Source organism: Oliverpabstia intestinalis (assembly GCF_009696065.1).
Lineage (GTDB): Bacteria > Bacillota > Clostridia > Lachnospirales > Lachnospiraceae > Oliverpabstia > Oliverpabstia intestinalis.
This window is the reverse complement of record NZ_VUMS01000016.1, coordinates 61,826-85,758: the sequence shown is the minus strand read 5'-3', so window position 1 is coordinate 85,758 and position 23,933 is coordinate 61,826. Positions and strand designations below refer to the sequence as shown.

General features: G+C 45.7%; 23 protein-coding genes, 1 tRNA gene, 1 rRNA gene and 2 pseudogenes. 21 read left to right on the top strand and 6 right to left on the bottom strand.

The window, feature by feature from the left end; translation table 11 throughout:
* Together FYJ57_RS10005 and FYJ57_RS10000 are read left to right on the top strand one after the other, a co-directional pair.
* Window positions 1–127, top strand: a 23S ribosomal RNA gene (locus FYJ57_RS10005); the annotation flags it as partial.
* An 89-nt stretch (window positions 128–216) separates the two neighbouring features.
* Window positions 217–289 (top strand) — tRNA-Asn (locus FYJ57_RS10000).
* 114 nt (window positions 290–403) lie between these two features.
* Here the strand turns inward: FYJ57_RS10000 and FYJ57_RS16555 are convergent.
* A pseudogene (locus tag FYJ57_RS16555) lies at window positions 404–475 on the bottom strand (hypothetical protein); the annotation flags it as partial.
* Between FYJ57_RS16555 and FYJ57_RS16550 the strand changes: the two are divergent.
* Window positions 455–559, top strand: a pseudogene (locus FYJ57_RS16550) (DUF6783 domain-containing protein); the annotation flags it as partial. The pseudogenes FYJ57_RS16555 and FYJ57_RS16550 sit on opposite strands and share 21 nt — an antisense overlap.
* Before the next feature lie 97 nt (window positions 560–656).
* Here the strand turns inward: FYJ57_RS16550 and FYJ57_RS09995 are convergent.
* Together FYJ57_RS09995 and FYJ57_RS09990 are read right to left on the bottom strand one after the other, a co-directional pair.
* Window positions 657–2,036, bottom strand: coding sequence for an aldehyde dehydrogenase (locus FYJ57_RS09995; protein WP_154432520.1), 1,380 nt, complete (start codon window positions 2,034–2,036; stop codon window positions 657–659).
* Window positions 1,993–3,255, bottom strand: a complete 1,263-nt coding sequence (locus FYJ57_RS09990; RefSeq protein ID WP_154432519.1) for an iron-containing alcohol dehydrogenase — start codon at window positions 3,253–3,255, stop codon at window positions 1,993–1,995. Before FYJ57_RS09990 ends, FYJ57_RS09995 begins: the two co-directional genes overlap by 44 nt.
* A gap of 229 nt (window positions 3,256–3,484) precedes the next feature.
* Between FYJ57_RS09990 and FYJ57_RS09985 the strand changes: the two genes are divergently transcribed.
* The 14 genes from FYJ57_RS09985 to aguB all read left to right on the top strand — a co-directional run bounded on the left by FYJ57_RS09985 (window position 3,485) and on the right by aguB (window position 17,661).
* Entirely contained in the window at window positions 3,485–4,357 is an 873-nt protein-coding gene (locus FYJ57_RS09985) for a MerR family transcriptional regulator (RefSeq protein ID WP_154432518.1), read from the top strand.
* A gap of 458 nt (window positions 4,358–4,815) precedes the next feature.
* Window positions 4,816–5,238, top strand: coding sequence for a 6-pyruvoyl trahydropterin synthase family protein (locus tag FYJ57_RS09980; RefSeq protein WP_154432517.1), 423 nt, complete (start codon window positions 4,816–4,818; stop codon window positions 5,236–5,238).
* On the top strand, window positions 5,239–5,889 hold the full coding sequence (gene queE, locus FYJ57_RS09975) for a putative 7-carboxy-7-deazaguanine synthase QueE (protein WP_154432516.1): 651 nt from the start codon (window positions 5,239–5,241) through the stop codon (window positions 5,887–5,889).
* A gap of 17 nt (window positions 5,890–5,906) precedes the next feature.
* Complete coding sequence (queC, locus tag FYJ57_RS09970) at window positions 5,907–6,590, top strand: 7-cyano-7-deazaguanine synthase QueC (RefSeq protein WP_154432515.1); 684 nt, start codon at window positions 5,907–5,909, stop codon at window positions 6,588–6,590.
* Between the two features lie 11 nt (window positions 6,591–6,601).
* Window positions 6,602–7,084 carry a preQ(1) synthase gene (queF, locus tag FYJ57_RS09965; protein WP_154432514.1) on the top strand — a complete coding sequence of 161 codons (483 nt, stop codon included), beginning with the start codon at window positions 6,602–6,604 and terminating at the stop codon, window positions 7,082–7,084.
* Window positions 7,085–7,297: 213 nt separating this feature from the next.
* Complete coding sequence (locus tag FYJ57_RS09960; RefSeq protein ID WP_022172755.1) at window positions 7,298–8,338, top strand: alcohol dehydrogenase; 1,041 nt, start codon at window positions 7,298–7,300, stop codon at window positions 8,336–8,338.
* 247 nt (window positions 8,339–8,585) lie between these two features.
* Window positions 8,586–8,804, top strand: coding sequence for a hypothetical protein (locus tag FYJ57_RS09955; RefSeq protein WP_154432513.1), 219 nt, complete (start codon window positions 8,586–8,588; stop codon window positions 8,802–8,804).
* Between the two features lie 291 nt (window positions 8,805–9,095).
* A complete protein-coding gene (locus FYJ57_RS09950; protein ID WP_154432512.1) occupies window positions 9,096–9,950 on the top strand; it encodes an ADP-ribosylglycohydrolase family protein in 855 nt (284 codons plus the stop codon).
* Window positions 9,951–10,606: 656 nt separating this feature from the next.
* The gene (locus FYJ57_RS09945) at window positions 10,607–12,079 is read left to right on the top strand and encodes an aminotransferase class I/II-fold pyridoxal phosphate-dependent enzyme (protein WP_022172752.1); all 1,473 of its coding nucleotides are present in this window, start codon (window positions 10,607–10,609) and stop codon (window positions 12,077–12,079) included.
* Window positions 12,080–12,093: 14 nt separating this feature from the next.
* Window positions 12,094–12,948 carry a polyamine aminopropyltransferase gene (speE, locus tag FYJ57_RS09940; protein WP_022172751.1) on the top strand — a complete coding sequence of 285 codons (855 nt, stop codon included), beginning with the start codon at window positions 12,094–12,096 and terminating at the stop codon, window positions 12,946–12,948.
* A gap of 87 nt (window positions 12,949–13,035) precedes the next feature.
* Entirely contained in the window at window positions 13,036–14,295 is a 1,260-nt protein-coding gene (locus tag FYJ57_RS09935; protein ID WP_118576663.1) for a saccharopine dehydrogenase family protein, read from the top strand.
* Window positions 14,292–15,443 carry a carboxynorspermidine decarboxylase gene (nspC, locus tag FYJ57_RS09930; protein ID WP_022172749.1) on the top strand — a complete coding sequence of 384 codons (1,152 nt, stop codon included), beginning with the start codon at window positions 14,292–14,294 and terminating at the stop codon, window positions 15,441–15,443. The genes FYJ57_RS09935 and nspC overlap by 4 nt, the downstream gene beginning before the upstream one ends.
* 91 nt (window positions 15,444–15,534) lie before the next feature.
* Window positions 15,535–16,716: an agmatine deiminase gene (gene aguA / locus FYJ57_RS09925; RefSeq protein WP_154432511.1), complete on the top strand. Its 1,182-nt coding sequence runs from the start codon at window positions 15,535–15,537 to the stop codon at window positions 16,714–16,716.
* 63 nt (window positions 16,717–16,779) lie between these two features.
* Complete coding sequence (gene aguB, locus FYJ57_RS09920) at window positions 16,780–17,661, top strand: N-carbamoylputrescine amidase (RefSeq protein WP_154432510.1); 882 nt, start codon at window positions 16,780–16,782, stop codon at window positions 17,659–17,661.
* A 168-nt stretch (window positions 17,662–17,829) separates the two neighbouring features.
* On the opposite strand, the gene FYJ57_RS09915 is transcribed toward aguB, so the two are convergent.
* Window positions 17,830–18,312 (bottom strand): DUF2798 domain-containing protein, encoded by a 483-nt coding sequence (locus FYJ57_RS09915; RefSeq protein WP_154432509.1) that lies wholly within the window; start codon window positions 18,310–18,312, stop codon window positions 17,830–17,832.
* 363 nt (window positions 18,313–18,675) lie between these two features.
* On the opposite strand from FYJ57_RS09915, the gene FYJ57_RS09910 reads away from it, so the two are divergent.
* The 4 genes from FYJ57_RS09910 (at window position 18,676) to FYJ57_RS09895 (ending at window position 21,996) form a co-directional block, all read left to right on the top strand.
* Window positions 18,676–18,882: a DUF1858 domain-containing protein gene (locus tag FYJ57_RS09910; protein ID WP_022172745.1), complete on the top strand. Its 207-nt coding sequence runs from the start codon at window positions 18,676–18,678 to the stop codon at window positions 18,880–18,882.
* A gap of 202 nt (window positions 18,883–19,084) precedes the next feature.
* Complete coding sequence (locus tag FYJ57_RS09905) at window positions 19,085–20,074, top strand: family 43 glycosylhydrolase (protein ID WP_154432508.1); 990 nt, start codon at window positions 19,085–19,087, stop codon at window positions 20,072–20,074.
* 48 nt (window positions 20,075–20,122) lie between these two features.
* The gene (locus FYJ57_RS09900; protein ID WP_154432507.1) at window positions 20,123–21,625 is read left to right on the top strand and encodes an alpha-N-arabinofuranosidase; all 1,503 of its coding nucleotides are present in this window, start codon (window positions 20,123–20,125) and stop codon (window positions 21,623–21,625) included.
* A gap of 110 nt (window positions 21,626–21,735) precedes the next feature.
* A complete protein-coding gene (locus FYJ57_RS09895; RefSeq protein WP_022172742.1) occupies window positions 21,736–21,996 on the top strand; it encodes a DUF6171 family protein in 261 nt (86 codons plus the stop codon).
* 473 nt (window positions 21,997–22,469) lie between these two features.
* Here FYJ57_RS09895 and pdxT read toward each other — a convergent pair whose 3' ends face one another.
* The gene (pdxT, locus tag FYJ57_RS09890) at window positions 22,470–23,039 is read right to left on the bottom strand and encodes a pyridoxal 5'-phosphate synthase glutaminase subunit PdxT (protein ID WP_154432506.1); all 570 of its coding nucleotides are present in this window, start codon (window positions 23,037–23,039) and stop codon (window positions 22,470–22,472) included.
* 1 nt (window position 23,040) lies between these two features.
* Window positions 23,041–23,913: a pyridoxal 5'-phosphate synthase lyase subunit PdxS gene (gene pdxS / locus FYJ57_RS09885; RefSeq protein WP_154432505.1), complete on the bottom strand. Its 873-nt coding sequence runs from the start codon at window positions 23,911–23,913 to the stop codon at window positions 23,041–23,043.
* Between the last annotated feature and the right edge of the window lie 20 nt (window positions 23,914–23,933).

Here is a 23,933-nt window from a genome sequence, read left to right as displayed (position 1 = left end):
CCTCAAGATGAGATATCCCATTCGAAAGAAGTAAGACCCCTTGAAGACGACGAGGTAGATAGGGCAGAGGTGGAAGTGCAGTAATGTATGGAGCTGACTGTTACTAATCGGTCGAGGGTTTGACCTGGAACGGTTGATCGCAAAGCAGTAGGAAGAAGGATGTTACGTGTGTGCAGTTTTGAAGGTACATGGAGAGAAAAGAGAGAAAGAGAATGATCCTCCATAGCTCAGTCGGTAGAGCATGCGGCTGTTAACCGCAGTGTCGTTGGTTCGAGTCCAACTGGGGGAGCTTTTTTGTGCCAGGAAAGGCAGGGAAAGCTCCGGGAGGAATGAGATAGAATAGACCTGTAAGATACAAATGAATGTATCCTGCAGGTTTTTTGTTACACGAATTAGAGCGTTATCAAGATTTTGTGCAGATGTGAATTTCGACTCGATGCTTCATTCGGTTGCCGTAGCCCGCTACGCCGCCCTCATTCGGATAAAATCTCCAACAAACTGGGACTCACAGCTCACGAAAAGCCTTTTTCAGACACGCTCTAGCGCGCTGCTTGTGTAAATAAAAGGTGGTGTGTTCAATTGTTTGACGTGACAATGAACATACCACCTTTTGATATTTTACGGATTTCAATTTTGGAAGTGCAAAAATAAGAAAACTATCGCAGAAACATCCGCAAAAGTTTTTCTTTCCATCCCACATACTCCTGATACCGGATCGGAAGATCCATCCAGGTTTTTTTGTCGACAATGCTGCGGGTGTGACTGAAGGTTTTGAAGCCTTCCATGCCGTGGTATCCACCCATACCGCTCTCACCGACACCGCCAAATGGCATGGCACTGGTAGCAAGATGGATAATGGTGTCGTTGATGCAGCCGCCGCCGAAGTGACACAGATCCAGTACTTTTTTCTGCGCTTTTTTGTCTTCGCTGAAGAAATATAATGCCAGTGGATGGGGGTGAGATTCTACGGTGCGGATCGCCTCATCCAGAGAGGAATATGTCAGCACCGGAAGGAGCGGTCCGAAGATCTCTTCCCCCATGACCGGATCGTCCCAGGAAACATCGGTGAGGACGGTTGGGGCGATGCGAAGAGTAGAAGAATCTGATTCGCCACCACAGATTATTTTTTCTTTTGCGATTAGACCGAGGATCCGTTCAAAATGTTTTTCGTTGATAATTTTTCCGTAATCCGGATTGTCCAACGGACGATCTCCAAACTGTCGGGTAATTTCTTTCTGAATTGCTGCAAGCAAGGCATCTTTGATGGAAACATCACAGAGGATATAATCCGGAGCCACACAGGTCTGCCCGCAGTTTAAGTATTTTCCAAAGACGATGCGTCTGGCAGCTAATGGAATCTTTGCGGTGGAATCTACGATACACGGACTTTTCCCACCGAGTTCCAGGGTGACAGGGATTAGATATTCTGCGGCATGGCGGAGTACTTCACGGCCGACGGTTTTGCCGCCGGTAAAAAAGATTTTATCAAAACGCTGTGTAAGCAGGGCCTGGTTTTCCTGACGGCCGCCAGTGATCATACGGACATATTCCGGAGGGTAAGTCTCTTTTATAATCATTTCCATTACAGCACTCGTAGCTGGTGCGTAGGCACTTGGTTTGACGATGACGGTATTGCCGGCGGCCAGTGCGTCAATCAGAGGTTCCAGTGTCAGGAGTACCGGATAATTCCAGGGACTCATGATCAGAACCGTGCCGTACGGTGTCGGGGACTGAAAACTTCTTGCGGCGAACTGTGCCAGTGGGGTTGGAACCCGTTTTTCACGGGTCAGCCTGCGGATATGCTTTTCCATCCAGGTCAGTTCAGAAAGGGTCAGTCCGATCTCACACATATAACTTTCCATCCGGCTTTTTCCCAGATCTTTTTTCAATGCTCCGTACAGATCCTCTTCGTGGCGAAGCATAGAAGTTCTTAATTTTTTCAGTTGTTCGAGACGCCAGGAGACCGGCAGAGTCTTTCCGGTGGCGAAGAACTTACGCTGAGATGCCAGTATAGTCTCGATGTCCTGTTTCTGCATGGCTGTTATTCTCCTTTTCTTTTTTCTCCTGTACCAGATGATACATCAAAGCAAGCTGTTTGTCATCCCAAAGAATCGGAACTGGATAAAGCGGATTCGCCTCTTTATCGGCATAGCGGGCCAGTTTCGGGATATCTTCGTTACGGATACCGGAGAGGGTCGTCGGGATGTTCATGGAAGCGTTCATTTTTCGGATATGTGCGATAAAAGCATTGGCTGCGGTGGTATCGTCTGGGGAAGAAGAAAGTTTGGTGATCCGGGCGAGGTGAGCCAGTTTTTTGTGCGCGGCGCTTCCGTACGCTTCGAGAACGATCGGAAGAAGAACGGAGTTTGCCAGTCCATGCGGGATGCCGTACTGACCGCCCAGACTGTGTGCTACGGCATGTACATATCCGACATAACTTTTGGTAAATGCAGTACCGGCCAGATAGGAGGCGCGGAGCATTTCTTTTCTTGCTGTCCGGTTTTTGCCATTTTTATAGGCGACCGGGAGATACTGGAAGATCAGATGGATCGCTTCAATCGCGGCTTTTCGGGTCTGCTTCGTGGTGGAGCGGCCGATATATGCTTCAATCGCATGTGTCAGGGCATCCATACCGGTAGTGGCGGTGAGTTGCGCTGGCAGTCCGACTGTGACTTCAGGCTCCAGAACGGCGTAGTGCGGGATCAGGCTGAAATCGTTGATCGCGTATTTGTGATGGGTATCGGCATCGGTGATGACAGCGGCCAGTGTTGTTTCACTTCCGGTTCCGGCTGTGGTGGGGACGGCGATCAACAGGGGCAGCTTGTGCATGACATGAAGGATTCCTTCCATCTTGGCCAGTGATTTGTTCGGACGGGCGAGTCTGGCACCGACTCCTTTGGCACAGTCCATGGAAGAGCCGCCGCCGAAAGCGAGAAGCGCCTGACAGTGTTTTTTCAGATACAGGTTTTTGGCATCTTCCACGTTGGCAGAAGTAGGATTGGCCACCGTATCTTTGTAGACGATACAGGTGATCCCGGCTTTTTTCAAAATCTGTTCCAGCGGTGTAGTCAGTCCAAGAGAATACACACCCGGATCCGTGACAAGAAGAAGCCTGGTAATGCTATGTTTCCGCAAAACTTTCGGTACACCGGAAAATCCATCGATCAGCTTCGGTTCCCGGTACGGCATCAGCGGCAGGGCAGCACGAAAACTGATCTGAAAACAACGACAGTAAAGTTTCTTTAATGTATGCATGATATTTCAACTCCATTATTATAAAATCCCCTGAAATCAGGGTGTTGTGTATTTTTATCCTGTGATAGAATAAAGCTGGGTGTAACCCCCATGTCAAGAATGCAAATGTTACAAAAGACAGCGAATAACAGCAGGAACGGGGAACATATAGAAAAAGAAGAAAACTGTAACAATACAAATCCGGAACCGGATTACAACATAGAAATGTCGGAAAAACAGGAGGAAAAACATGGCGGGAGAGGAATATTGCATCAGCGCGGGAGCATTTGCCAGGATGTGTCAGACGACGAGAGACACGCTGCGTTATTATGAAAAACAGGGGATCCTGGTGCCGAAGAAAAGTGAGAAAAACGGGTATCACTATTACAGCTATGCGCAGATCAGCTCCTATTATTTTATCAGTACCTTTCGTGGACTGGGATGTTCAGTGGAGGATATAAAAGAATATCTGCTTGGCGGGGAAGAAGTGCGTTTTGACGGTTTTGTTGACCGGCAGTACGCGGCGCTTCTGACGCAGCAAAGAGAGCTGGAGCGGCGGATCGGAATTATCGGAAATACAAGAAAACTGCTGGAACAGATCCGGAAGAATGATACAGGAAAGCCGGAACTGTATGAGCAGCCGGAGATTTTTCGATTAAAGGTAACAAAAGTACTCTCAGATCCGGCGACCTCTTTCAGCGAGATTTCCACAGACATTCACAGACATCTGAAAGAATGTGCTCATCCCGGAATACAGGCCTTTCCTATGGGAGCGTCGATCGGACGGGAGGATTTCCAGAAAGAACAGTATGTGTATAGGGAAGTTTTCAGCTTTGCGGACGCACAGGCATCCGGCCCGGGCATCCGCGAGCTTTCTGGCAGACTTACGGTTGTGATGGTCTGCCGGGAGAAAGACGGAGATATCCGGATCGCTTACCAGAAAATCCGAAATTATCTGAAAGAGCAGGCACTGCAGCTTAGTTCGGATCTTTACAGCCTCAGTATTGTGAATGTCATCGATCCGAATGCGGAACGAAAATACCTGAAATATATCATCGCCTGCGTCGAACCGGTAAAATCAATGTCTGAAAAGCATAGAGGGTTGAAAATAACCCGAAAATAATCCATAAAATTTTGTGTAGATATTATATGTAAATATAGATAATATATCCGGGGGATATGGATACTGGGACAAAAGGGAATTCATGTTTCGGCATGGGGATCTTTTTAGGACAGTTGCTCTTAAGAAGTATGGATCGGGCAGTCAGTATCATAATATCATAAATCAATTTAACAATCTGACTTTCTGTGGTATAATTTTCATGCTGTGAAAACAGCCGACAGTTCATTTGTACCTTCCTGTCGAAAAATAAAACCGGGGCTAATCATGAGGATTTCAGGCTCTGCGTGCGAAGAAGTACGCAGAGCTTTTTGTATATTAGATGTGGATTTTCTGATATATGAAAACTGCGTAACTGTTCAGTACCTTCACAGTGGCTGCTGAATAGTTACAAAACTGCTCTATTTAGAATGCATAGCTCTTAACAGGTACATACATTTCACATACAGGAGAGTTGAAATATGTATTATTTACAAACAAAAGCCAGCTTTGATGCAGCACATTTTCTTTGGAAATACGAGGGAAAATGTAGAAACATCCACGGACATCGTTGGAATGTTGTTGCAAAAATCAAGAGTCAGGAGTTAGAACAAGAAGGACAGACACGAGGAATGGTAGTGGATTTTGGTAATCTGAAAAAAGATCTGAAGGTACTTTGTGATTACTTTGACCATAGCCTGATCTACGAGACGGGATCTCTGAAAGCAGAGACCGTAGCTGCACTTCAGAATGAAGATTTTCATTTGGAGGAAGTTTCATTTCATCCTACAGCAGAAAATTTCGCATATTATTTCTACAAAGAATTAACAGATTTAGGGTATGGAGTTCATTATGTGGAAGTATATGAGACACCTAATAATTGTGCAGTCTATGAGGAAGAGTAGATGAAAGTAGTAGAAAAATTTACCAGTATTAATGGGGAAGGCACGCGTGCAGGAGAACTTGCAGTTTTTATCCGTTTTAAAGGGTGCAACCTGCGATGTAGTTATTGTGATACTATGTGGGCTAATGAACCTGAGTGCCCATATAAAGAAGAAACTCCGGAAGAAATACTAAATTATGTTCTTGGAACAGGAATTCACAATGTGACACTTACAGGCGGAGAACCGTTGATGCAAAAAGATATCAGAGGTTTAATCCATTTTCTTTTAAAAGCAGGACTGCAGGTTGAGATTGAGACAAATGGAGCAGTCGATCTGGCTGCATTTTGTGAAGAACGTCCGGTATTTACAATGGACTATAAGTTACCATCAAGCGGGTGCGAAGAACATATGATAACAGAGAACATGGAACTGCTTGAAAAGAATGATACTGTAAAATTTGTATCCGGCAGTCAGGAAGATTTGCTGAAAGCACTGGAATTGATTCGGACTTATGATCTGACCAACAGATGTCATGTTTATCTTAGCCCTGTTTTTGGCTCAATAGAACCGGTGCAAATAGTAGAATTCATGTTGAAGCATCGGTTGAATGGTGTACGGTTGCAGATACAGATACATAAAGTGATCTGGGATCCTGACAAGCGGGGAGTATAAATAGTGAGGTGATAAAGATGAAAGCATTAGTTCTTTTTAGCGGAGGAATCGACTCAACAACGGCATTGGGACTGGCAATCCAAAAGTATGGGAAAGACCAGGTGATTGCCCTTTCGGTTTCCTACGGACAAAAACATGATAAAGAAATTAAAGCTGCAATAGCAGTTGCCCAATATTATGGTGTGGAGCATTTGTTCCTGGATTTGAGGAAGATATTTCAATATAGTAACTGTTCACTGCTTCAACAGTCTACGGAAGACATCCCGGAGGAAAGTTACGCAGAACAGATTTCAAAAACCAATGGCGATAAGCCAGTAAGCACATATGTACCGTTCCGAAACGGATTATTTCTTTCTTCTGCGGCAAGTATCGCGCTGAGCAAGGACTGCGAAGTAATTTATTATGGAGCTCATGCAGATGATTCTGCAGGCTTTGCGTATCCGGACTGCTCGCCGGTATTCAATCAGGCTATGAATGAAGCAATATGGGAAGGTTCCGGACATCAGCTTAAAATAGAAGCACCTTTTGTTAATGTATCCAAAGCTGAAGTAGTAAGGATTGGATTAGAACTGGGAGTTCCTTACAAGTTGACCTGGTCCTGCTACGAAGGAGGCGAGAAGCCTTGCGGAAAATGTGGAACATGCATTGACCGTGCAGCGGCATTTCAGGCAAACCATATGGAAGATCCGGCATTGAGATAGAGGAGAAAACGATGAGAGAAAAAGAAAATTTAACATTATTGGGAAATCAGCAAACAGAGTACAGTATGGATTACAATCCATCTGTATTAGAGGCATTTCAGAATAAACATCCTGAAAATGATTATTTTGTCAAGTTTAACTGCCCCGAATTTACAAGCCTTTGTCCGATTACCGGACAGTCGGACTTTGCAACGATCACAATTTCTTATGTTCCGGATGAACGTCTTGTGGAGAGTAAATCCTTGAAATTATATTTGTTCTCGTTTAGAAATCATGGAGACTTTCACGAAGATGTGATCAACATAATCATGAAGGATCTGGTCAGTCTTCTTGAACCGAAATATATAGAAGTCTGGGGTAAATTTCTCCCAAGAGGAGGATTGTCCATTGATCCGTATTGTAATTACGGAAAGCCGGGTACGGATTGGGAAAAGGTTGCCTGGAACCGCATGAGTAATCATGATATGTTCCCGGAGAAGATTGACAATCGGTGAGAGTCGTTATAAGCAGGGAACTTTCTTTTCCTATTTATTTTCGCTTGTAACTCGTAAGATGGAAACCTATAATATAAGAAGGCTGTGATTGATATACGATTCTTTTCTTGAGCGGAGGAGATTTTAAATGTATTTTGGCTCGTAACGGTGAAGGTACTGAGCAGTTACGAGCAAAAATGCTTTATACTATTTGAAAATGGTGGGGGAAAAACAATGCAGACTTATACATATGTATCAAAAGGAAAATTCGAATTAAGAGAAAAACCGAAACCGGTAATTATGCATGAAAGGGATGCTATTGTAAAGGTAACGCTTGCGAGTATCTGTTCCAGTGATTTACATATCAAGCATGGAAGTGTTCCACGTGCAGTTTTGGGAATTACTGTTGGTCACGAGATGGTTGGAATTGTTGAAGAAGTTGGAGGCGCTGTTACTCATGTCAAACCGGGAGACAGAGTAACAGTCAATGTGGAGACATTTTGTGGTGAATGTTATTTCTGCAAAAAAGGTTATGTCAATAACTGTACGGACCAAAATGGCGGTTGGGCTCTTGGCTGCCGTATCGATGGCGGTCAGGCTGAGTATGTGCGCGTACCGTTCGCAGATCAAGGATTAAACAAGATTCCGGACGAAGTTACAGAGCGACAGGCATTATTTGTTGGAGATGTACTGGCTACCGGCTACTGGGCAACTCGTATTTCTGAAATTACAGAAGATGACACGGTACTGATCATCGGTGCAGGTCCCACAGGAATCTGCACATTACTTTGCGTTATGCTGAAGAGTCCAAAGCATATTATCATGTGTGAGAAAGACGAAGAACGTATCCAATTTATTAATAAGCATTATCCGGATGTACTTACTGTTTCTCCGGAAGAATGTGAGGAATTTGTAAAAAAAACAAGTGATCATGGTGGAGCAGATGTTGTTCTTGAAGTTGCCGGAGCTGAATCAACGTTTCGCCTTGCATGGGAGTGCGCAAGACCGAATGCAATTGTAACAATCGTTGCACTGTATGATAAAGCACAGAGATTACCGCTTCCAGATATGTATGGGAAAAATCTTATCTTCAAAACCGGTGGAGTAGATGGATGCGACTGCGATGAGACATTGCAACTGATTGCTGATGGAAAGATTAATACAGAACCACTTATCACGCATACCTATCCTCTAAGTAAGATTGATGAGGCTTATGATCTTTTCGAGAATAAGAGAGATGGTGTTATAAAAGTAGCTGTTGAATGTTGGCATTAGTAGAATTCACCGGAAATAAAGATAGTAATTATTGGGAAACTAATACAAGGGAAAACGTAACTGTTCAGTACCTTCACAGTTACGAGCCAAAATGCATTTAAACGATAAAAACACGCTTTGCGAGTTTTTATCGTTATCGCGGCACTCCTCAAGGTTCCGTGCAAGCACGGACTTTGACTCGTTGCTCGCGTAAATCACCTTCGGTGATGGCATTTTGGCTTGTATGTCTCGGGATTTTGACATATTCATGTCAAAACACCTTGCGGGACAGTGGCTACTGAATAGTTACGAGAAAACAATCAAACTGGGACAGACCGATAAAGATGGAACACTTTATGATGTTACCACTATCACACTATATGATGGTTCTTACATGGGCATTAAGATTTACGGTTTAGATGATTTAGATATGATTTTTGCAGTGAGCGAAGATACGGCAAATTATCTAAGCGGATATTTTGAGTAAAGCATAGTGGCTAAGATAGCAAATCCAGCCAAGCCTGTTTTTGCTGTTCGGTAATCAAGAGGGCGGCAGGAAAAGAACAGCTTCTTGCTGAAAAGCAGGCATCGGAAAATTGCAAGAGGTGATATTGCTGTTACCGGTGCATATGTTACGTCGGTACTTATAGTATCGGCGTTTGTTTTTGCCCTAAAAAGTGTCGCCCGGATAGCGACCATATAAAGATGTCTTTCAATTATACTCATATTGTAACAAAGAAAAAGAGCTGCCGGAGCATTCCGGAGATTGGAGGCATATATGTACGGAGCAATTTTAGGAGATATTATAGGAAGTCCATTTGAGTTTGACAGAGGAGATAAAACAAAGGAATTCGATCTGTTTAGTAAAGACTGTGACTTTACAGATGATTCTGTTATGACAATAGCGGTTGGAGAAGCTCTTCTTGCAGTCGGAAAGGAAGCTACAGTAAAGGAAATTGAAGAGGCGGTAGTAACTAACATGCAGGATAGGGGAAAAAGATATCCATATGCAGGTTATGGTGGAAGATTCAGGCATTGGCTTAGAGAAAGCAATCCAAAGCCATACGGAAGTTATGGAAATGGTTCTGCCATGAGAGTGTCAGCGGCGGGATGGCTTTATGATTCGATGGAAAGAACAAGAGAGGTAGCAAGAGCGACAGCAAACGTGACACATAATCATCCGGAAGGCATTAAGGGTGCAGAGGCAACAGCCAGTGCAATATACATGGCTAGGAATGGATTCTCGAAAGAAGAGATTAAAGAATATATTGAGAGGGAGTTTCATTATAATCTTAATAGAACACTTGATGAAATCAGACCGGGATATCATATGGATGAGACTTGTCAGAGAACAGTACCGGAGGCGATTATTGCATTTCTGGAATCCCAAGATTTTGAGGATGCCATACGGAATGCAGTATCACTTGGTGGAGATACTGACACACTTGGCGCTATTACAGGCAGTATTGCAGAAGCATTTTATGGAATTCCAGCTGTATTGGTTGCAGAGTGCAGAAGTCGGCTCGATGAAGGCCTGATGACGGATGTTCTTGATGAGTTTGATCATGCTCTTGGCAGAGATAGAAATGTCGATTCAGATGATAAGAATGGGACACCCGGGAAAGTACTTTGAATGACTTTACCCAGCTTTTACTTGCATTACATAAAATGCTGTGATATACTCAAAACTACATGAAGCAAACCATGTTTTCATGCAAATATTTATTATTAGCCCACCAAGCATATTGGTTAAGCCCATACGGACAGGCGGGGCAGCTGCCGAGAGCGGTGAGAGACCGCATTATTGATTTAGTTAAAAGCTAAATTTTATAAGTTTCCAACCGGAAGAAAGCGAAGAAATCCGGTTGAGGTATCACTTGTGAAATGGTCAATAAAGAGTAGTTAGCTTGTAGCTGTGGGCGGATACAGTTACGGAATAGCAAATATTTGCTGGCAAAGATGCCAACGACAAACTCTGAGAACATAGTTTTTGCGGATGTAGAGAAAATACAAAGTAGAACTATAGAATGACAATGCGGACAGGTGATTTCACCTGTCTTTTTTTGTTGCATTACCTATCAATAATTGGTCCGGTGGATCAATTTTGATTTACGCGAACAACGAGGCAAAGTCCATGCCTGCATGCGATCTTGGCGATTGTCGCGATAACGAGTAAAATTTGCGAAGCGTATTTTATCTCGTTATATAAATATAACGGGTCAGTACTTTCACAGTCACATATAAACAATATTTGATCTGTGGACAGGAAAAAGACAACAGGGAGAAGATATGGATAAGAAAAAACAGATGCATGCGCCGGTCTATGAGGCGCTGGAAAAACTGAAGAAACGAAGGGTCGTTCCCTTCGATGTGCCCGGGCATAAGAGAGGGCGGGGTAATCCGGAGCTGGTGGAACTTCTGGGTGAAAAATGTGTCAGTCTGGATGTGAATTCCATGAAACCGCTGGACAATCTCTGCCATCCGGTATCGGTGATCAAAGAGGCAGAGGAGCTGGCGGCGGAAGCATTCCGTGCGGATCATGCTTTTTTCATGGTAGGAGGAACTACCTCTTCGGTACAGGGAATGGTACTTTCCTGCTGCAAGGCGGGGGATAAGATCATCCTTCCAAGAAATGTACACAAGAGTGTGATCAATGCCCTGGTATTGTGTGGAGCGATACCGGTTTATGTAAACCCGGAGGTGGATAACCGTCTCGGAATTTCCCTGGGAATGGAAGTGTCCGAAGTGGAAAAAGCGATTGTTGCGAATCCGGATGCGGTAGCGGTGCTGGTGAACAATCCTACTTATTATGGAATCTGTTCGGATCTTCGATCCATTGTAAAGATTGCTCATGCACACAATATGCTGGTTCTGGTGGATGAAGCCCATGGAACCCATCTGTATTTTGGTGAGAACCTTCCGGTCTGTGCCATGGACGCAGGAGCGGATATGGCATCGGTTTCCATGCATAAGTCCGGGGGAAGCCTGACCCAGAGTTCCCTGTTGCTGACGGGAAAAAATGTGAACTGGGAATATGTGAGTCAGATTATCAATCTGACCCAGACCACCAGTGCATCTTACCTTCTGATGTCCAGTCTGGATATTTCCAGAAGAAATCTGGCTCTCCGGGGAAAAGAATCCTTTGCAAAAGTGAGCCGGATGGCTGAGTATGCAAGGGAAGAGATCAATGCCATCGGTGGATTCTATGCGTATGGAAAAGACATGATCAATGGGAGCAGTGTATACGATTTTGATGTGACTAAACTGTCTGTCTATACCAGAGATATCGGTCTTGCGGGTATCGAAGTGTATGATCTTTTGCGGGATGAATATGATATCCAGATTGAACTGGGAGATATTGCCAATATTCTGGCGTATATTTCCATTGGTGACCGGATTCAGGATATTGAACGCCTGGTAGGGGCTCTTTCGGATATCCAGAGGCTGTACGCCAGAGATCCGGAGCAGATGCCGAATACCGAATATATTAACCCGACCGTTATGGTATCTCCGCAGACGGCATTTTATGCGGAGAAAAAGGCAGTGCCGATCCGGGAGACAGAAGGGATGATCTGTGGTGAATTTGCCATGTGTTATCCACCGGGGATTCCGATTCTGGCCCCGGGAGAGATGATCACAAAAGAAATTATTGACTACATTATATATGCGAAAGAAAAGGGCTGTTCCATGCAGGGAACGCAGGATCCGGCGGTGGAATATCTGTATGTGATGGAAGCTCCGACCGGTGCGGTAAGAAGATAAGGGGGGAGAAAAGAATGGAATTATGGTTTTCGGATTACCATACAGAAAAAGTAAAAGTTTCTGTAAAGGTACAAAAGCAGCTGTTCGGGCTGCAGACGGAATTTCAGCGGATCGATGTATTTGATTCGGATGAATTTGGCCGTTTTTTAAGTGCAGACGGAAGCATTGTATTTTCAGAGAAGGATGAATTTATCTACGATGAAATGGTCGTACATATTCCGATGGCTGTTCATCCGAATGTGAAACATGTGCTGGTGATCGGTGGCGGTGACGGCGGTGTGGCAAGAGAACTGGGACATTACAAAGAGATTGAGACCATTGATGTGGTGGAACCGGATCGGGTGTTTGTGGAGGTCTGTAAAGAATACTTTCCGGATAATGCCTGCGGACTGTCAGATCCACGGGTAACGGTCTATTATGAAGACGGATTGCGATTTCTGCGAAGCAAACAAAATATGTACGATCTGATCATCAATGACGCAATCGATCCACTGGGGCATAATGCAGGATTATTTACCAAAGAATTCTACGGAAACTGTTACCGGGCGCTAAAGGAAGACGGGATCATGGTTTATCAGCATGGCAGTCCGTTTTATGATGAGGACGAAGAATCCTGCCGGGTCATGCACAGGAAGGCCAGTCACAGCTTTCCCGTCAGCAGAGTGTATCAGGCACATATACCAACCTGCTCTTCCGGATACTGGCTGTTTGGATTTGCTTCCAAAAAATATCATCCCCTGGATGATCTGAATGTAAAACGATGGAAAGAACGGAAAATTAAGACCTGGTATTATACCACCAATCTTCATAAGGGAGCTTTTATGCTTCCGAAGTATGTGGAAGATATGCTGGAAGAAGAAGAAAAGTAGCAACTGTGAAGGTACGGAACAATCAGGAAAAGTAACTGGGTCAGAAAGACCCTAAGAGTACATAATAGAAAACAGGAGGAAAAAAGAATGGGAAGATTACTGATTATCGGATGCGGAGGCGTAGCAGGAGTAGCGATTCATAAGTGCTGTCAGAACAGCAAAACATTTTCAGAGATCTGCATTGCCAGCAGAACGAAAGAAAAATGTGATACTTTAAAGAAAAAACTGGAAGCAACCACAGATACGAAGATCACAACGGCACAGGTGAATGCGGATAAAGTAGAAGAACTGGTTGCCCTGATCCGGTCGTATCAGCCGGATGCGGTTCTGAATGTGGCGCTGCCGTATCAGGATCTGACGATCATGGAGGCTTGCCTGGAGTGTAAGGTGGATTATATCGATACCGCGAATTACGAACCGGAAGATACCGATGATCCGGAGTGGAGAGCCATCTATGAAAAACGATGCAAAGAGGCTGGATTTACTGCATATTTTGATTATTCCTGGCAGTGGGCGTATCGTGAAAGATTCAAAGAAGCGGGGATTACAGCTCTCTTGGGAAGCGGATTTGATCCGGGTGTAACCAGCGTATTTACCGCATATGCAATGAAACATTATTTTGACCAGATCGACACCATTGATATCCTGGACTGCAATGGCGGAGACCACGGATATCCATTTGCAACTAACTTCAATCCGGAGATCAACCTTCGTGAAGTATCTGCCAATGGTTCCTACTGGGAGAACGGTCACTGGGTAGAGACAGAACCGATGGAGATCAAGAGAGAATATAATTTCCCGCAGGTAGGAGAAAAAGATATGTATCTGCTTCACCATGAGGAGATCGAATCTCTGGCGAAGAATGTACCTGGTGTAAAAAGAATCCGTTTCTTTATGACATTCGGACAGAGTTACCTGACACATATGAAATGTCTGGAAAATGTAGGAATGCTTTCCACTTCTCCCATCAATTATGAAGGAAGAGAAATCGTTCCGATTCAGTTTTTGAAAGCACTGCTCCCGGATCCGGCATCTCTTGGTCCGCGTACTGTGGGAAAGACTAATATCGGCTGTATCTTCACCGGAAAGAAAGACGGAAAAGAAAAGACGATTTATATTTATAATGTGTGTGATCACCAGGAATGCTACAAAGAAGTTGGTTCCCAGGCAATCTCTTATACGACAGGTGTTCCTGCAATGATCGGTGCGGCGCTGGTTGTGGATAAAGTATGGGATAAAGACGGTGTCTTCAATATCGAAGAATTTGATCCGGATCCGTTTATGGATATGCTGAATCAGTATGGCCTGCCGTGGGTTGTGGATGAAGATCCACAGATCGTAGAATGATGTGGAAAGATCTGCCAACTCCCTGTTACGTGGCAGATGAGAAAAAGTTAAAAGAAAATCTCAGGATTCTTCAGAAACTGGAGAAGGACACGGGCTGTCATGTGTTGCTGGCACAGAAGGCGTTTTCCATGTTTTCTCTGTACCCGATGATTGGAACCTTTATCAGCGGAACCACGGCCAGCGGGCTTTATGAAGCCCGCCTTGGCAGGGAAGAGATGGGAAAAGAAAATCATGTGTTTGCACCGGCGTATAAGGAAGCCGATATGAAAGAACTGGTGAAAATCTGTGATCATATCGTGTTCAATTCCTTCCGACAGTATGAAAAATATAAAGAGTTATGTAAACAAAGCGCACAGATCCGGGAAGATGGAAAACCGGTCAGCGTGGGAATCCGGGTGAATCCGGAATGTTCCACTCAGGAAGGTCATGAGATTTATGATCCATGCGGACCGGGATCACGGCTTGGTGTGACGAAGGCAGAGTTTCGGGAAGATCTGCTGGAAGGTGTGGAAGGGCTTCATTTTCATACGCTCTGTGAGCAGGATGCCGATGATCTGGTGATTACGTTTCGGGCTTTTGAAGAAAAGTTTGGTAAGTATCTGAAAAAGATGAAATGGCTGAATCTGGGAGGAGGCCACCATATCACAAGACCGGGTTATCAGCTGAAACAGTTAAAACAGTTGATTGCCTATATTCGGGCAACCTATCAGGTAGAAGTATATCTGGAACCCGGAGAGGCTATAGCTTTAAATGCCGGATATCTGGTGACAGAAGTGCAGGATATCGTGAAAAATGGAATGGAGATCCTGATTTTGGATGCGTCCGCGGCCTGTCATATGCCGGATGTACTGGAAATGCCCTATCGTCCGCCTCTGCGGGGTGGGTACGAACCGGGAGAAAAAACATATACGTACCGGTTATCCAGCATGACCTGTCTTGCCGGGGATGTGATTGGGGATTACAGTTTTGAACATCCGGTAGCGATCGGAGATCGTCTGGTCTTTGAAGATATGGCGATTTATTCTATGGTGAAAAATAATACCTTTAACGGTATGCCGCTTCCGGGAATCGCTTTGTTGAAGGAAGATGGAACGGTGGAGATGATAAAGACATTCGGGTATGAGGATTTTAAAGAGAGACTGTCATAACATCACAGAATATCCTGAGAGATCATTAGATTCTTCAGAGAGTACTTGATATTTGCAGAAACACCAGGAGAAAAACAGGAGACAGGAAGACATGGACAGCGGAAAAAAGACAATAAATCATGTAGAAATAAGAAAGATTCTGCCGGTGCAGGACGGGTACCGTATGCCAGGAGAATATGAGCCGCACCGGGGCTGTATTCTGATTTGGCCGGAACGGCCGGGATCCTGGCGAAATGGTGCACGGGAGGCAAAAAAAGCATTTGCAGACGTAATCCGGGCAATTGCAAAAAGTGAAGAAGTTTATCTTGCGGCAAGTGGGAAGACATTTTCAGAGGCGGAAAAGCTGGCACAGCGTCTGCAGACAGATGAAGCATTGTATCCGATAAGGGTTTTTGCGGCAGAGACCGACGATGCCTGGGCCAGAGATGTGGGACCAACCTTTGTGACGGATGGACAGGAAGTAAGGGGAATCAACTGGGAGTTTAACGCCTGGGGCGGAACCGAAGACGGACTGTACGCTTCATGGGAAAAAGACAATCGTTTTGCTCCTTTCTTTTGCGAGAAAGAGGGATACACCTGGTATGACGCAAGGCCGTTTGTGCTGGAAGGCGGTTCTGTCCACAGCGATGGAGAGGGAACCGTGATGGTGACCGAATCCTGTCTGCTCAGTAAGGGCAGAAATCCGGATCTTACCAAAGAGGAGATTACAGAAAAACTGAAAGCCTATCTGGGGGCCGAAAAAGTGCTGTGGCTGCCCCGGGGAATCTATATGGATGAGACCAACGAGCATGTGGACAATGTCTGTGCATTCTTAAAACCGGGTGAGGTGATTCTTGCCTGGACAGACAACAGGGAAGATCCTCAGTATCCGTTATCTGAGGTGTGCCTGGAATACCTGGAAGGAGAGACAGATGCAAAGGGAAGAAAAATCACTGTGCATAAACTTCCGATCCCGGATCACCCGGTCTGCGTGACCAGAGAGGAACTGGAAGGATATGTATTTGAAGAAGGCGAGGATGTCCGGGAAGAGGGAGAACGTCTGGCAGCTTCTTATGTAAACTTCTATTTTTCCAACGGTGCTGTGATACTGCCGGCATTTGGCGGGGAAAATGAAGAAAGCGACCGGAGAGCAGCACAGATTCTGGGAAAACTTTGTCCGGATCGTGAGATTATCCCGGTATATGCCAGAGATATCCTGACAGGGGGAGGAAATATCCACTGTATTACGCAGCAGATTCCGGCAGGGAAAAGACGAAACGAACAGAAGCGGTGAGAAGAGCTGGTAAAAGTCCCATGAAAAGGACAAAAGTACCGGGGTGACAGGAGGAAAGAGAACATGGGAAAAAGACAGGTGACGGTGGCAGCAGTGCAGATGCAGTGTACCAATCATCCGCAGGAAAACCTTAAAAAAGCAGAAAAAATGGTACGTCAGGCAGCCGCCGCCGGTGCACAGATCATTTTGCTCTCGGAACTTTTCGAGAGAGAATATTTCTGCCAGCAGAGGAGATATGATTTTTACAGCTATGCGAAGCCTGTGGAAGAAAATGAAGCGGTGTGCTGGGGACAGAAGCTGGCGAAGGAACTGAAAGTGGTTTTACCGATCAGTTTTTATGAAAAAGAGGTCAATAATCTCTATAATTCGGTAGCCTGTATCGATGCGGATGGAGAACTACTCGGGGTATATCGGAAAACACATATTCCCGATGATCATTATTATCAGGAGAAATTTTATTTTACACCGGGAGACACCGGTTTCCGGGTATTTGACACCAGATATGGAAAGATCGGTGTGGGAATCTGCTGGGATCAGTGGTTCCCGGAGACTGCACGGTGTATGGCTTTAGAAGGAGCAGAACTGCTCTTTTATCCTACGGCGATCGGTTCCGAACCGATTCTTGAATGTGACAGTATGCCGCACTGGCGTCGTTGTATGCAGGGACATGCAGCGATGAATCTGATGCCGGTGATCGCGGCCAACCGGATCGGCAAAGAGGAAGTAAAACCCTGTGCGGAAAATGGCGGGCAGGAATCATCACTGATTTTTTACGGTTCCTCTTTTATCACGGATGAAACGGGAGAACTCTTACAGACAGCTTCCAGGGATCAGGAAGAAATACTGACAGAGACATTTGATCTGGATGAACTGGCAGCAAAACGTCTGGAATGGGGACTGTTCCGCGACAGGAGACCGAAGTGCTACGGGAAAATTACAGAGTAGACGAGAGAGCAGAAAAAACTATGAGAAACACGCTTTGCAAGTTTCTCGAGTTATCGCGGCAGTCGCCAAGGTCTAATACAAGCATGGACTTTGGCGCATTGCTCGCGTAAATAAAAAATCCGGGAAAGTGGTATCTCTTAACACCACTTTCCCGGATTTTGTGCTGTGTTACGCCAGTACCTTGCCTTCCGGGAATGCAGAACGGAAGATGAAACGAACCAGCGGCCCGGCTATGATCAGCTGGAAAGGAAGAGCCATGATAAAGTTCTTGGGAATGTTGGTCAGCCAGATCATCAGCAGCTGGGACCATGCACCGGAGCGCACACATCCTTCCACAGCACCGTACATGGACATGATGAGTACCATCGGTACTACCATGGAACAGGATACACAGATGACTTTTTTCAGTACACTGTCTTCCGGTTTTACCAGATAGGTAAATGCAAACTTTTTCGACAGACCGGATACCAGGAACCAGTCACAGCATATGGCAAATACATAGGCGATCGGGAAGCCCAGCCATCCCTCTTTTAACACTTCCAGGGAAAAACCTCCCATATGCAGGGTGACATTATACATACTCATCCAGAGCACCATGCAAAAACACATCAGGACGGTGTAAATTAAACTTTCTCTTTTATTCTGCGGCATATTTGTTACTCCTTTTTCTCTTTCAAATCTTACTTGGTTTTTTACAGCGTTGATTATTATAACGTAGTCTTTGGTGTTTCGTAAGTGTTATTTTTCTGACAAATCCGGTGCATCAGAGCCAATTGTCCGGGTATCTGTTGTAAATTACCTGCTACCGGCGAATGTAATAGGAGACTTTCCACAAAGTTTTCCTCCACCGGGGACGGAGTTCCGTGGATATCACGGATGAATCCACTGGAGCCTGTGGAAAACTGTGAGAAAAATCTACCGAGAAAACTGGAAGTTCTGAGAGAAGTATGATAAAATGTATCAGTAAGTGTGATTGGAAACAGTCGCGAAAACAGTATGAAGGAGGACCCAATCATGAAGGTTACGAAAGAAACCACTATGGGCGAGATGCTGGAACTGGATGGCGGAATCGCTGTGATCCTGATGCAGGCTGGTATGCACTGCGTAGGATGCCCGTCTTCTATCGGAGAATCTCTGGAAGAAGCATGCATGGTGCATGGTCTGGATGCAGACGTTGTTCTGGCAAATATTAACGAATATCTGAGCAGCAGAAACGCGTAAGTCGTAGAAGCGGTTCAAATCTTAAGATCCTCAGTTTCCGGTTGGTGTAAGAAGCACCTGTCGGAACTGAGGATTTTTAAGTTTTGGCAGAGTATACAAAAAGCATATGGCAAATTTGGACTTGTTGCCATATTATCAACAAGTCTATTATTTCTTATAATCAGTAAAAAGAAAACTATTTTAACAGAAAAAGAGGATAAAAATGAATAAAGACAATTATATCCACACGCCATACAACGATGAATGGATCGCGCAGCGGGCGGATCCGTTTGTGTACCGCCACACGGACGGAACCTGCTATTTTACCGCATCCGTACCGGCTTATGACCGGATTATTCTGCGTGCTGCGAACGATCTGGGTGGTCTGGTACATGCGGAGGAGAAAACCCTCTGGGTGAGACATGAAAGCGGACCGCAGAGCATCCATATCTGGGCACCGGAGATTCACTATCTGTTTGGCGGATGGTATATCTACTATGCAGCCGGGGATAAAGATGACATCTGGAACATCCGTCCGTATGTCCTGCATTGCAAGGGGCAGAATCCGATGAAAGATGAATGGGAAGAACTTGGCATGATGCAGGCGGCAGACAGCGATGAATTTTCGTTCCATGCCTTTTCTCTGGACGCGACGGTGTTTGAACACCGGGGAGAATGGTATTATATCTGGGCGGAAAAAACGGGTGTCGGTCGCCAGATTTCCAATCTGTATATCGGAAAAATGGCCGCAGCCAACAAACTCTGCACGGATCAGGTATTGTTGACAACACCGGATTATGACTGGGAGCGGGTGGATTTCTGGGTAAATGAAGGACCGGCGATCTTAAAACATGACGGAAAGATTTTTCTGACTTTTTCCGCAAGCGCGACGGGAGCATGCTACTGCATGGGAATGATGTATATCGATGAAAATGCAGATCTGCTGAATCCGCATGCATGGACGAAACTGCGGCATTCGGTACTGAAAACCGACGAAGAAAAGGGGATTTACGGACCGGGGCACAACTGCTTTGTAAAGGCAGAAGATGGTGTGACGGATCTTTGTGTCTATCATGCCCGCCCGTATGACGAGATCATCGGAGATCCACTGTACGACCCGAACCGCCATGCGAGAATCATGAAAGTGATGTATGACGAAAAAGGATTCCCGGTATTTGTGTACCAGAAGGTGGAAGAAACAGAGTATTTGTAAACGGATATTTGAAAATATACTTTATACATAAAAATATGGAGGAACAACATGGCAAAATTTGTAATCAATGCAGAACGAAAACTTTCCCATATCAATAAAGAACTGCAGGGGCATTTTTCCGAGCATCTGGGAAGGTGTATTTATGAGGGACTGTATGTGGGAGAAAATTCTGAAATTCCGAACGTCAACGGGATGCGTACCGATGTGGTGGAAGCCTTAAAACAGATCCGTATCCCGGTACTTCGCTGGCCGGGTGGATGTTTCGCTGACGAATATCACTGGAAAGACGGCATCGGACCGAAAGAAGGAAGAAAGAAAATCGTCAACACCCACTGGGGCGGCGTGGTAGAAGACAACAGCTTCGGAACGCACGAATTCTTCGAGCTGTGCCGTCAGCTGGGCTGTGAGACTTATATCAACGGCAACATGGGAAGCGGAACCGTACAGGAAATGTCTGAGTGGGTAGAATACATGACCTTCGAGGGCGTATCCCCGATGGCAGACCTGAGAACGAAAAACGGTCACAAAGAAGCGTGGACGGTAGATTACTTTGGTGTGGGAAATGAAAACTGGGGCTGTGGCGGTAACATGAACCCGGATTTCTATGGAAATATGTACCGCAGATACCAGACATATGTGCGGAACTATGCCGGAAACAAACCGATCAAAAAGATCGCCTGCGGAGCAAATGTGGACGATTACGAGTGGACAGAGGAAGTCATGAAAACCACCTTCCGTCGAAACGAACCGGGTCAGCACGGATTTATGGACGGGCTGTCTCTGCACTACTATACGCATCCGGGCGGATGGTTAAACAAAGGAAGTGCTACTGAATTTGACGAAAAAAAATGGTACCAGACCATGAAAAAGACCTGGTACATGGACGAACTGATCACCCGTCACGGAGCGATCATGGATAAATACGATCCGAAAAAAGAAGTCGGAATGATCGTCGATGAATGGGGAACCTGGTACGAAGTAGAACCGGGAACCAACCCGGGCTTCCTGTATCAGCAGAACACGATGCGCGATGCCCTGGTAGCAGGTATCAACCTGAATATCTTTAATAAACACAGCGACCGCGTAAAAATGGCAAACATCGCCCAGATGATAAACGTCTTGCAGGCCGTAATCCTGACCGAAGGCAGCAAAATGATCAAGACCCCGACCTATCATGTATTTGATATGTACAAATACCATCAGGACGCAGACCTCCTGGACAGCACCCTGGAGACAGAAACCGTCGGACTGGAAGAAGAAAATATGGTACCAAATCTGTCTGAGTCTGTATCCGTAGATACGGACGGTGTGATGCATATCACCATGACCAATCTGGATCTGGAACATGCTTACCCGATCGAAACTACCATCCTTGGTAAAAAAGTGGAATCCATCGAAGCTCAGATCGTAACCCAGGAAATGCATGCAAAAAATACTTTCGATGATCCGGAAAACGTAGTGGTACAGTCCTTCGAAGGCGTAGAAAAAGTACACGCCGGAATCAAATTCACCATTCCGGCCTGCAGTGTACTGCACATTGCACTGAAATAAAGTCCGCGTGAAAATCGCGGAGCAATCCCTGCGATACCAAAAGGGTGGCCTGTTATACAGGCTGCCCTTTTCCGGTAAAATGACACGATATAAAAAACAGAGAAAAAACAATGGACACATTCACAAGAATCTGCAAAAAATGTCTGCTTCGTGAAATGAGCGAAGCAGACACATACAAAACCATGTACGAATACATCGCCAACCTGAACCCCGACGACAAAACCCCGGATCAGGAATACGAAACCCGCCTGTCCCAGTGCAAAACCTGCGACCACCTGCTCTCCGGTATGTGCCGCATCTGCGGCTGCTATGTAGAAATGCGCGCCGCCATAACCCACCGCCACTGCCCGGATATTCATCCGAGATGGTGAAAATTGATCCAAATGGAGAAAACCGTTTTGCCGCGCTGCGGACAGTCTGTTTAAGCAAAAACTAATGCGAAAACAGGCTGTCTTTTTTACTAAGCAGTTATGATAAAAAACAACTTAAAGAGTAAACAGTTTCAAAGGGAACTGTTCAGTACTTTCAAAGTTACAAGTCATATGTCACTTATTGAATAGTAACTTCCAAAATTAAAAACAATCTACCAGAGGGAAATCTCCCATCGAACAAAACCAGTCTCAACGAAAGCCAGAAGCGGGAGGGCGGACAGCGCCGGGCAGACAGCCTTTTGCTGGTGCTTTTAGCAAAGATGAGATCCGGCACCTACGCAGACTTTCGCGAGGGTCCGCCGACCCTCGTGAACATAGTCGGAGTTGGTGACTAGCTCAGATTTGCGTTACCAGCAGCTGTCTGCCCGGCGCTGTCCGCCCTCCCGCTTCGTCCGTCATGAACCCAACCGAACTTATTTTTCTCCACACATCCGTAAAAACTCTTCATGCACCCGATGATCCTCATCCAGCTCCGGATGAAACGCCAGCGCCATCTGCTTCCCATACCGAATCGCCACAATCCGATCCTGTACTACAGCCAGTACCTCAACGCCATCCGAAACATCCGCCACATAAGGCGCGCGGATAAACGTCATAGGAATCTCCCCAATTCCTTTAAACTCTGCTTCCGTGTGAAAACTCCCCAACTGCCGTCCATAAGCATTCCTCTTCACCGTCATCGGAACCGTCTGAAGATGTACCATCGCATCCCCCTCCAGCGAATCCGCCAGAAGAATCATCCCCGCACAGGTAGCCAAAACCGGAAGTCCCTTCTTAATCTGCTTCCGGATCGTATCAAACATCCCAAGCTCCCGTAAAAGCTTCCCCTGTACCGTACTTTCGCCGCCGGGAAGAACCAGCCCGTCATAAGACTGGTTCAGATCCTCTGCCTTGCGAAGCTCCACACAGGAAGCCCCAAGTACTTCCAGTTTCCGCTCGTGCTCGATAAAAGCTCCCTGTACGGCAAGAACTGCAATTTTCATCTTACTTTCCCCTTTCTGCCATCAGAAGCTGAATCTCAGATTCGTTGATACCGACCATCGCTTCCCCGAGATCCTCAGATAATCTGGCGATTATCTTCGCATCTGTATAATTCGTAACCGCTTTCACAATCGCATTTGCTCTCTTCTCCGGATTGCCTGATTTGAAGATACCGGATCCTACGAAGACACCCTCGGCACCCAGCTGCATCATCAAAGCTGCATCTGCAGGAGTAGCCACACCTCCGGCTGCAAAATTAACCACCGGAAGCTTTCCATTTTCATGTACATAAGCAACCAGATCAAAAGGAACCTGTAACTGCTTTGCAATCTCAAAAAGCTCATCCTCACGCATGCCTTTGATCTGTGCGATCGCACCGTTCATTTTACGCATATGACGTACCGCCTGCACGATATCACCGGTACCAGGTTCTCCTTTGGTACGGATCATGGAAGCACCCTCGTTGATCCGGCGAAGCGCCTCGCCCAGATCCTTTGCTCCACATACAAAAGGTACTTTAAAGTTTTTCTTATTGATATGGTACACATCATCTGCAGGAGAGAGCACTTCACTCTCATCGATATAGTCAATCTCGATCGCTTCGAGAACCTGAGCCTCCACAAAATGACCGATTCGGCATTTGGCCATAACCGGGATAGTAACAGCATTCTGGATCCCCTGAATCATCTTCGGATCACTCATACGGGAAACACCGCCGGCTGCACGGATATCTGCAGGTATCCGTTCCAGTGCCATGACAGCACAGGCACCTGCTGCTTCCGCGATCTTTGCCTGCTCCGGTGTGGTGACATCCATGATGACACCGCCCTTTAACATCTGTGCCAGTTCCTTGTTCAGTTCGTATCTGTTTTCCATAATAATAATATTCCTCCTTA

Bases quoted from the DNA above. Each gene is read 5' to 3' on its own strand.
- FYJ57_RS09995 (WP_154432520.1), bottom strand. From the start codon at position 2,036: ATGCAGAAACAGGACATCGAGACTATACTGGCATCTCAGCGTAAGTTC.
- FYJ57_RS09990 (WP_154432519.1), bottom strand. From the start codon at position 3,255: ATGCATACATTAAAGAAACTTTACTGTCGTTGTTTTCAGATCAGTTTT.
- FYJ57_RS09985 (WP_154432518.1), top strand. From the start codon at position 3,485: ATGGCGGGAGAGGAATATTGCATCAGCGCGGGAGCATTTGCCAGGATG.
- FYJ57_RS09980 (WP_154432517.1), top strand. From the start codon at position 4,816: ATGTATTATTTACAAACAAAAGCCAGCTTTGATGCAGCACATTTTCTT.
- queE (WP_154432516.1), top strand. From the start codon at position 5,239: ATGAAAGTAGTAGAAAAATTTACCAGTATTAATGGGGAAGGCACGCGT.
- queC (WP_154432515.1), top strand. From the start codon at position 5,907: ATGAAAGCATTAGTTCTTTTTAGCGGAGGAATCGACTCAACAACGGCA.
- queF (WP_154432514.1), top strand. From the start codon at position 6,602: ATGAGAGAAAAAGAAAATTTAACATTATTGGGAAATCAGCAAACAGAG.
- FYJ57_RS09960 (WP_022172755.1), top strand. From the start codon at position 7,298: ATGCAGACTTATACATATGTATCAAAAGGAAAATTCGAATTAAGAGAA.
- FYJ57_RS09955 (WP_154432513.1), top strand. From the start codon at position 8,586: ATGTCAAAACACCTTGCGGGACAGTGGCTACTGAATAGTTACGAGAAA.
- FYJ57_RS09950 (WP_154432512.1), top strand. From the start codon at position 9,096: ATGTACGGAGCAATTTTAGGAGATATTATAGGAAGTCCATTTGAGTTT.
- FYJ57_RS09945 (WP_022172752.1), top strand. From the start codon at position 10,607: ATGGATAAGAAAAAACAGATGCATGCGCCGGTCTATGAGGCGCTGGAA.
- speE (WP_022172751.1), top strand. From the start codon at position 12,094: ATGGAATTATGGTTTTCGGATTACCATACAGAAAAAGTAAAAGTTTCT.
- FYJ57_RS09935 (WP_118576663.1), top strand. From the start codon at position 13,036: ATGGGAAGATTACTGATTATCGGATGCGGAGGCGTAGCAGGAGTAGCG.
- nspC (WP_022172749.1), top strand. From the start codon at position 14,292: ATGATGTGGAAAGATCTGCCAACTCCCTGTTACGTGGCAGATGAGAAA.
- aguA (WP_154432511.1), top strand. From the start codon at position 15,535: ATGGACAGCGGAAAAAAGACAATAAATCATGTAGAAATAAGAAAGATT.
- aguB (WP_154432510.1), top strand. From the start codon at position 16,780: ATGGGAAAAAGACAGGTGACGGTGGCAGCAGTGCAGATGCAGTGTACC.
- FYJ57_RS09915 (WP_154432509.1), bottom strand. From the start codon at position 18,312: ATGCCGCAGAATAAAAGAGAAAGTTTAATTTACACCGTCCTGATGTGT.
- FYJ57_RS09910 (WP_022172745.1), top strand. From the start codon at position 18,676: ATGAAGGTTACGAAAGAAACCACTATGGGCGAGATGCTGGAACTGGAT.
- FYJ57_RS09905 (WP_154432508.1), top strand. From the start codon at position 19,085: ATGAATAAAGACAATTATATCCACACGCCATACAACGATGAATGGATC.
- FYJ57_RS09900 (WP_154432507.1), top strand. From the start codon at position 20,123: ATGGCAAAATTTGTAATCAATGCAGAACGAAAACTTTCCCATATCAAT.
- FYJ57_RS09895 (WP_022172742.1), top strand. From the start codon at position 21,736: ATGGACACATTCACAAGAATCTGCAAAAAATGTCTGCTTCGTGAAATG.
- pdxT (WP_154432506.1), bottom strand. From the start codon at position 23,039: ATGAAAATTGCAGTTCTTGCCGTACAGGGAGCTTTTATCGAGCACGAG.
- pdxS (WP_154432505.1), bottom strand. From the start codon at position 23,913: ATGGAAAACAGATACGAACTGAACAAGGAACTGGCACAGATGTTAAAG.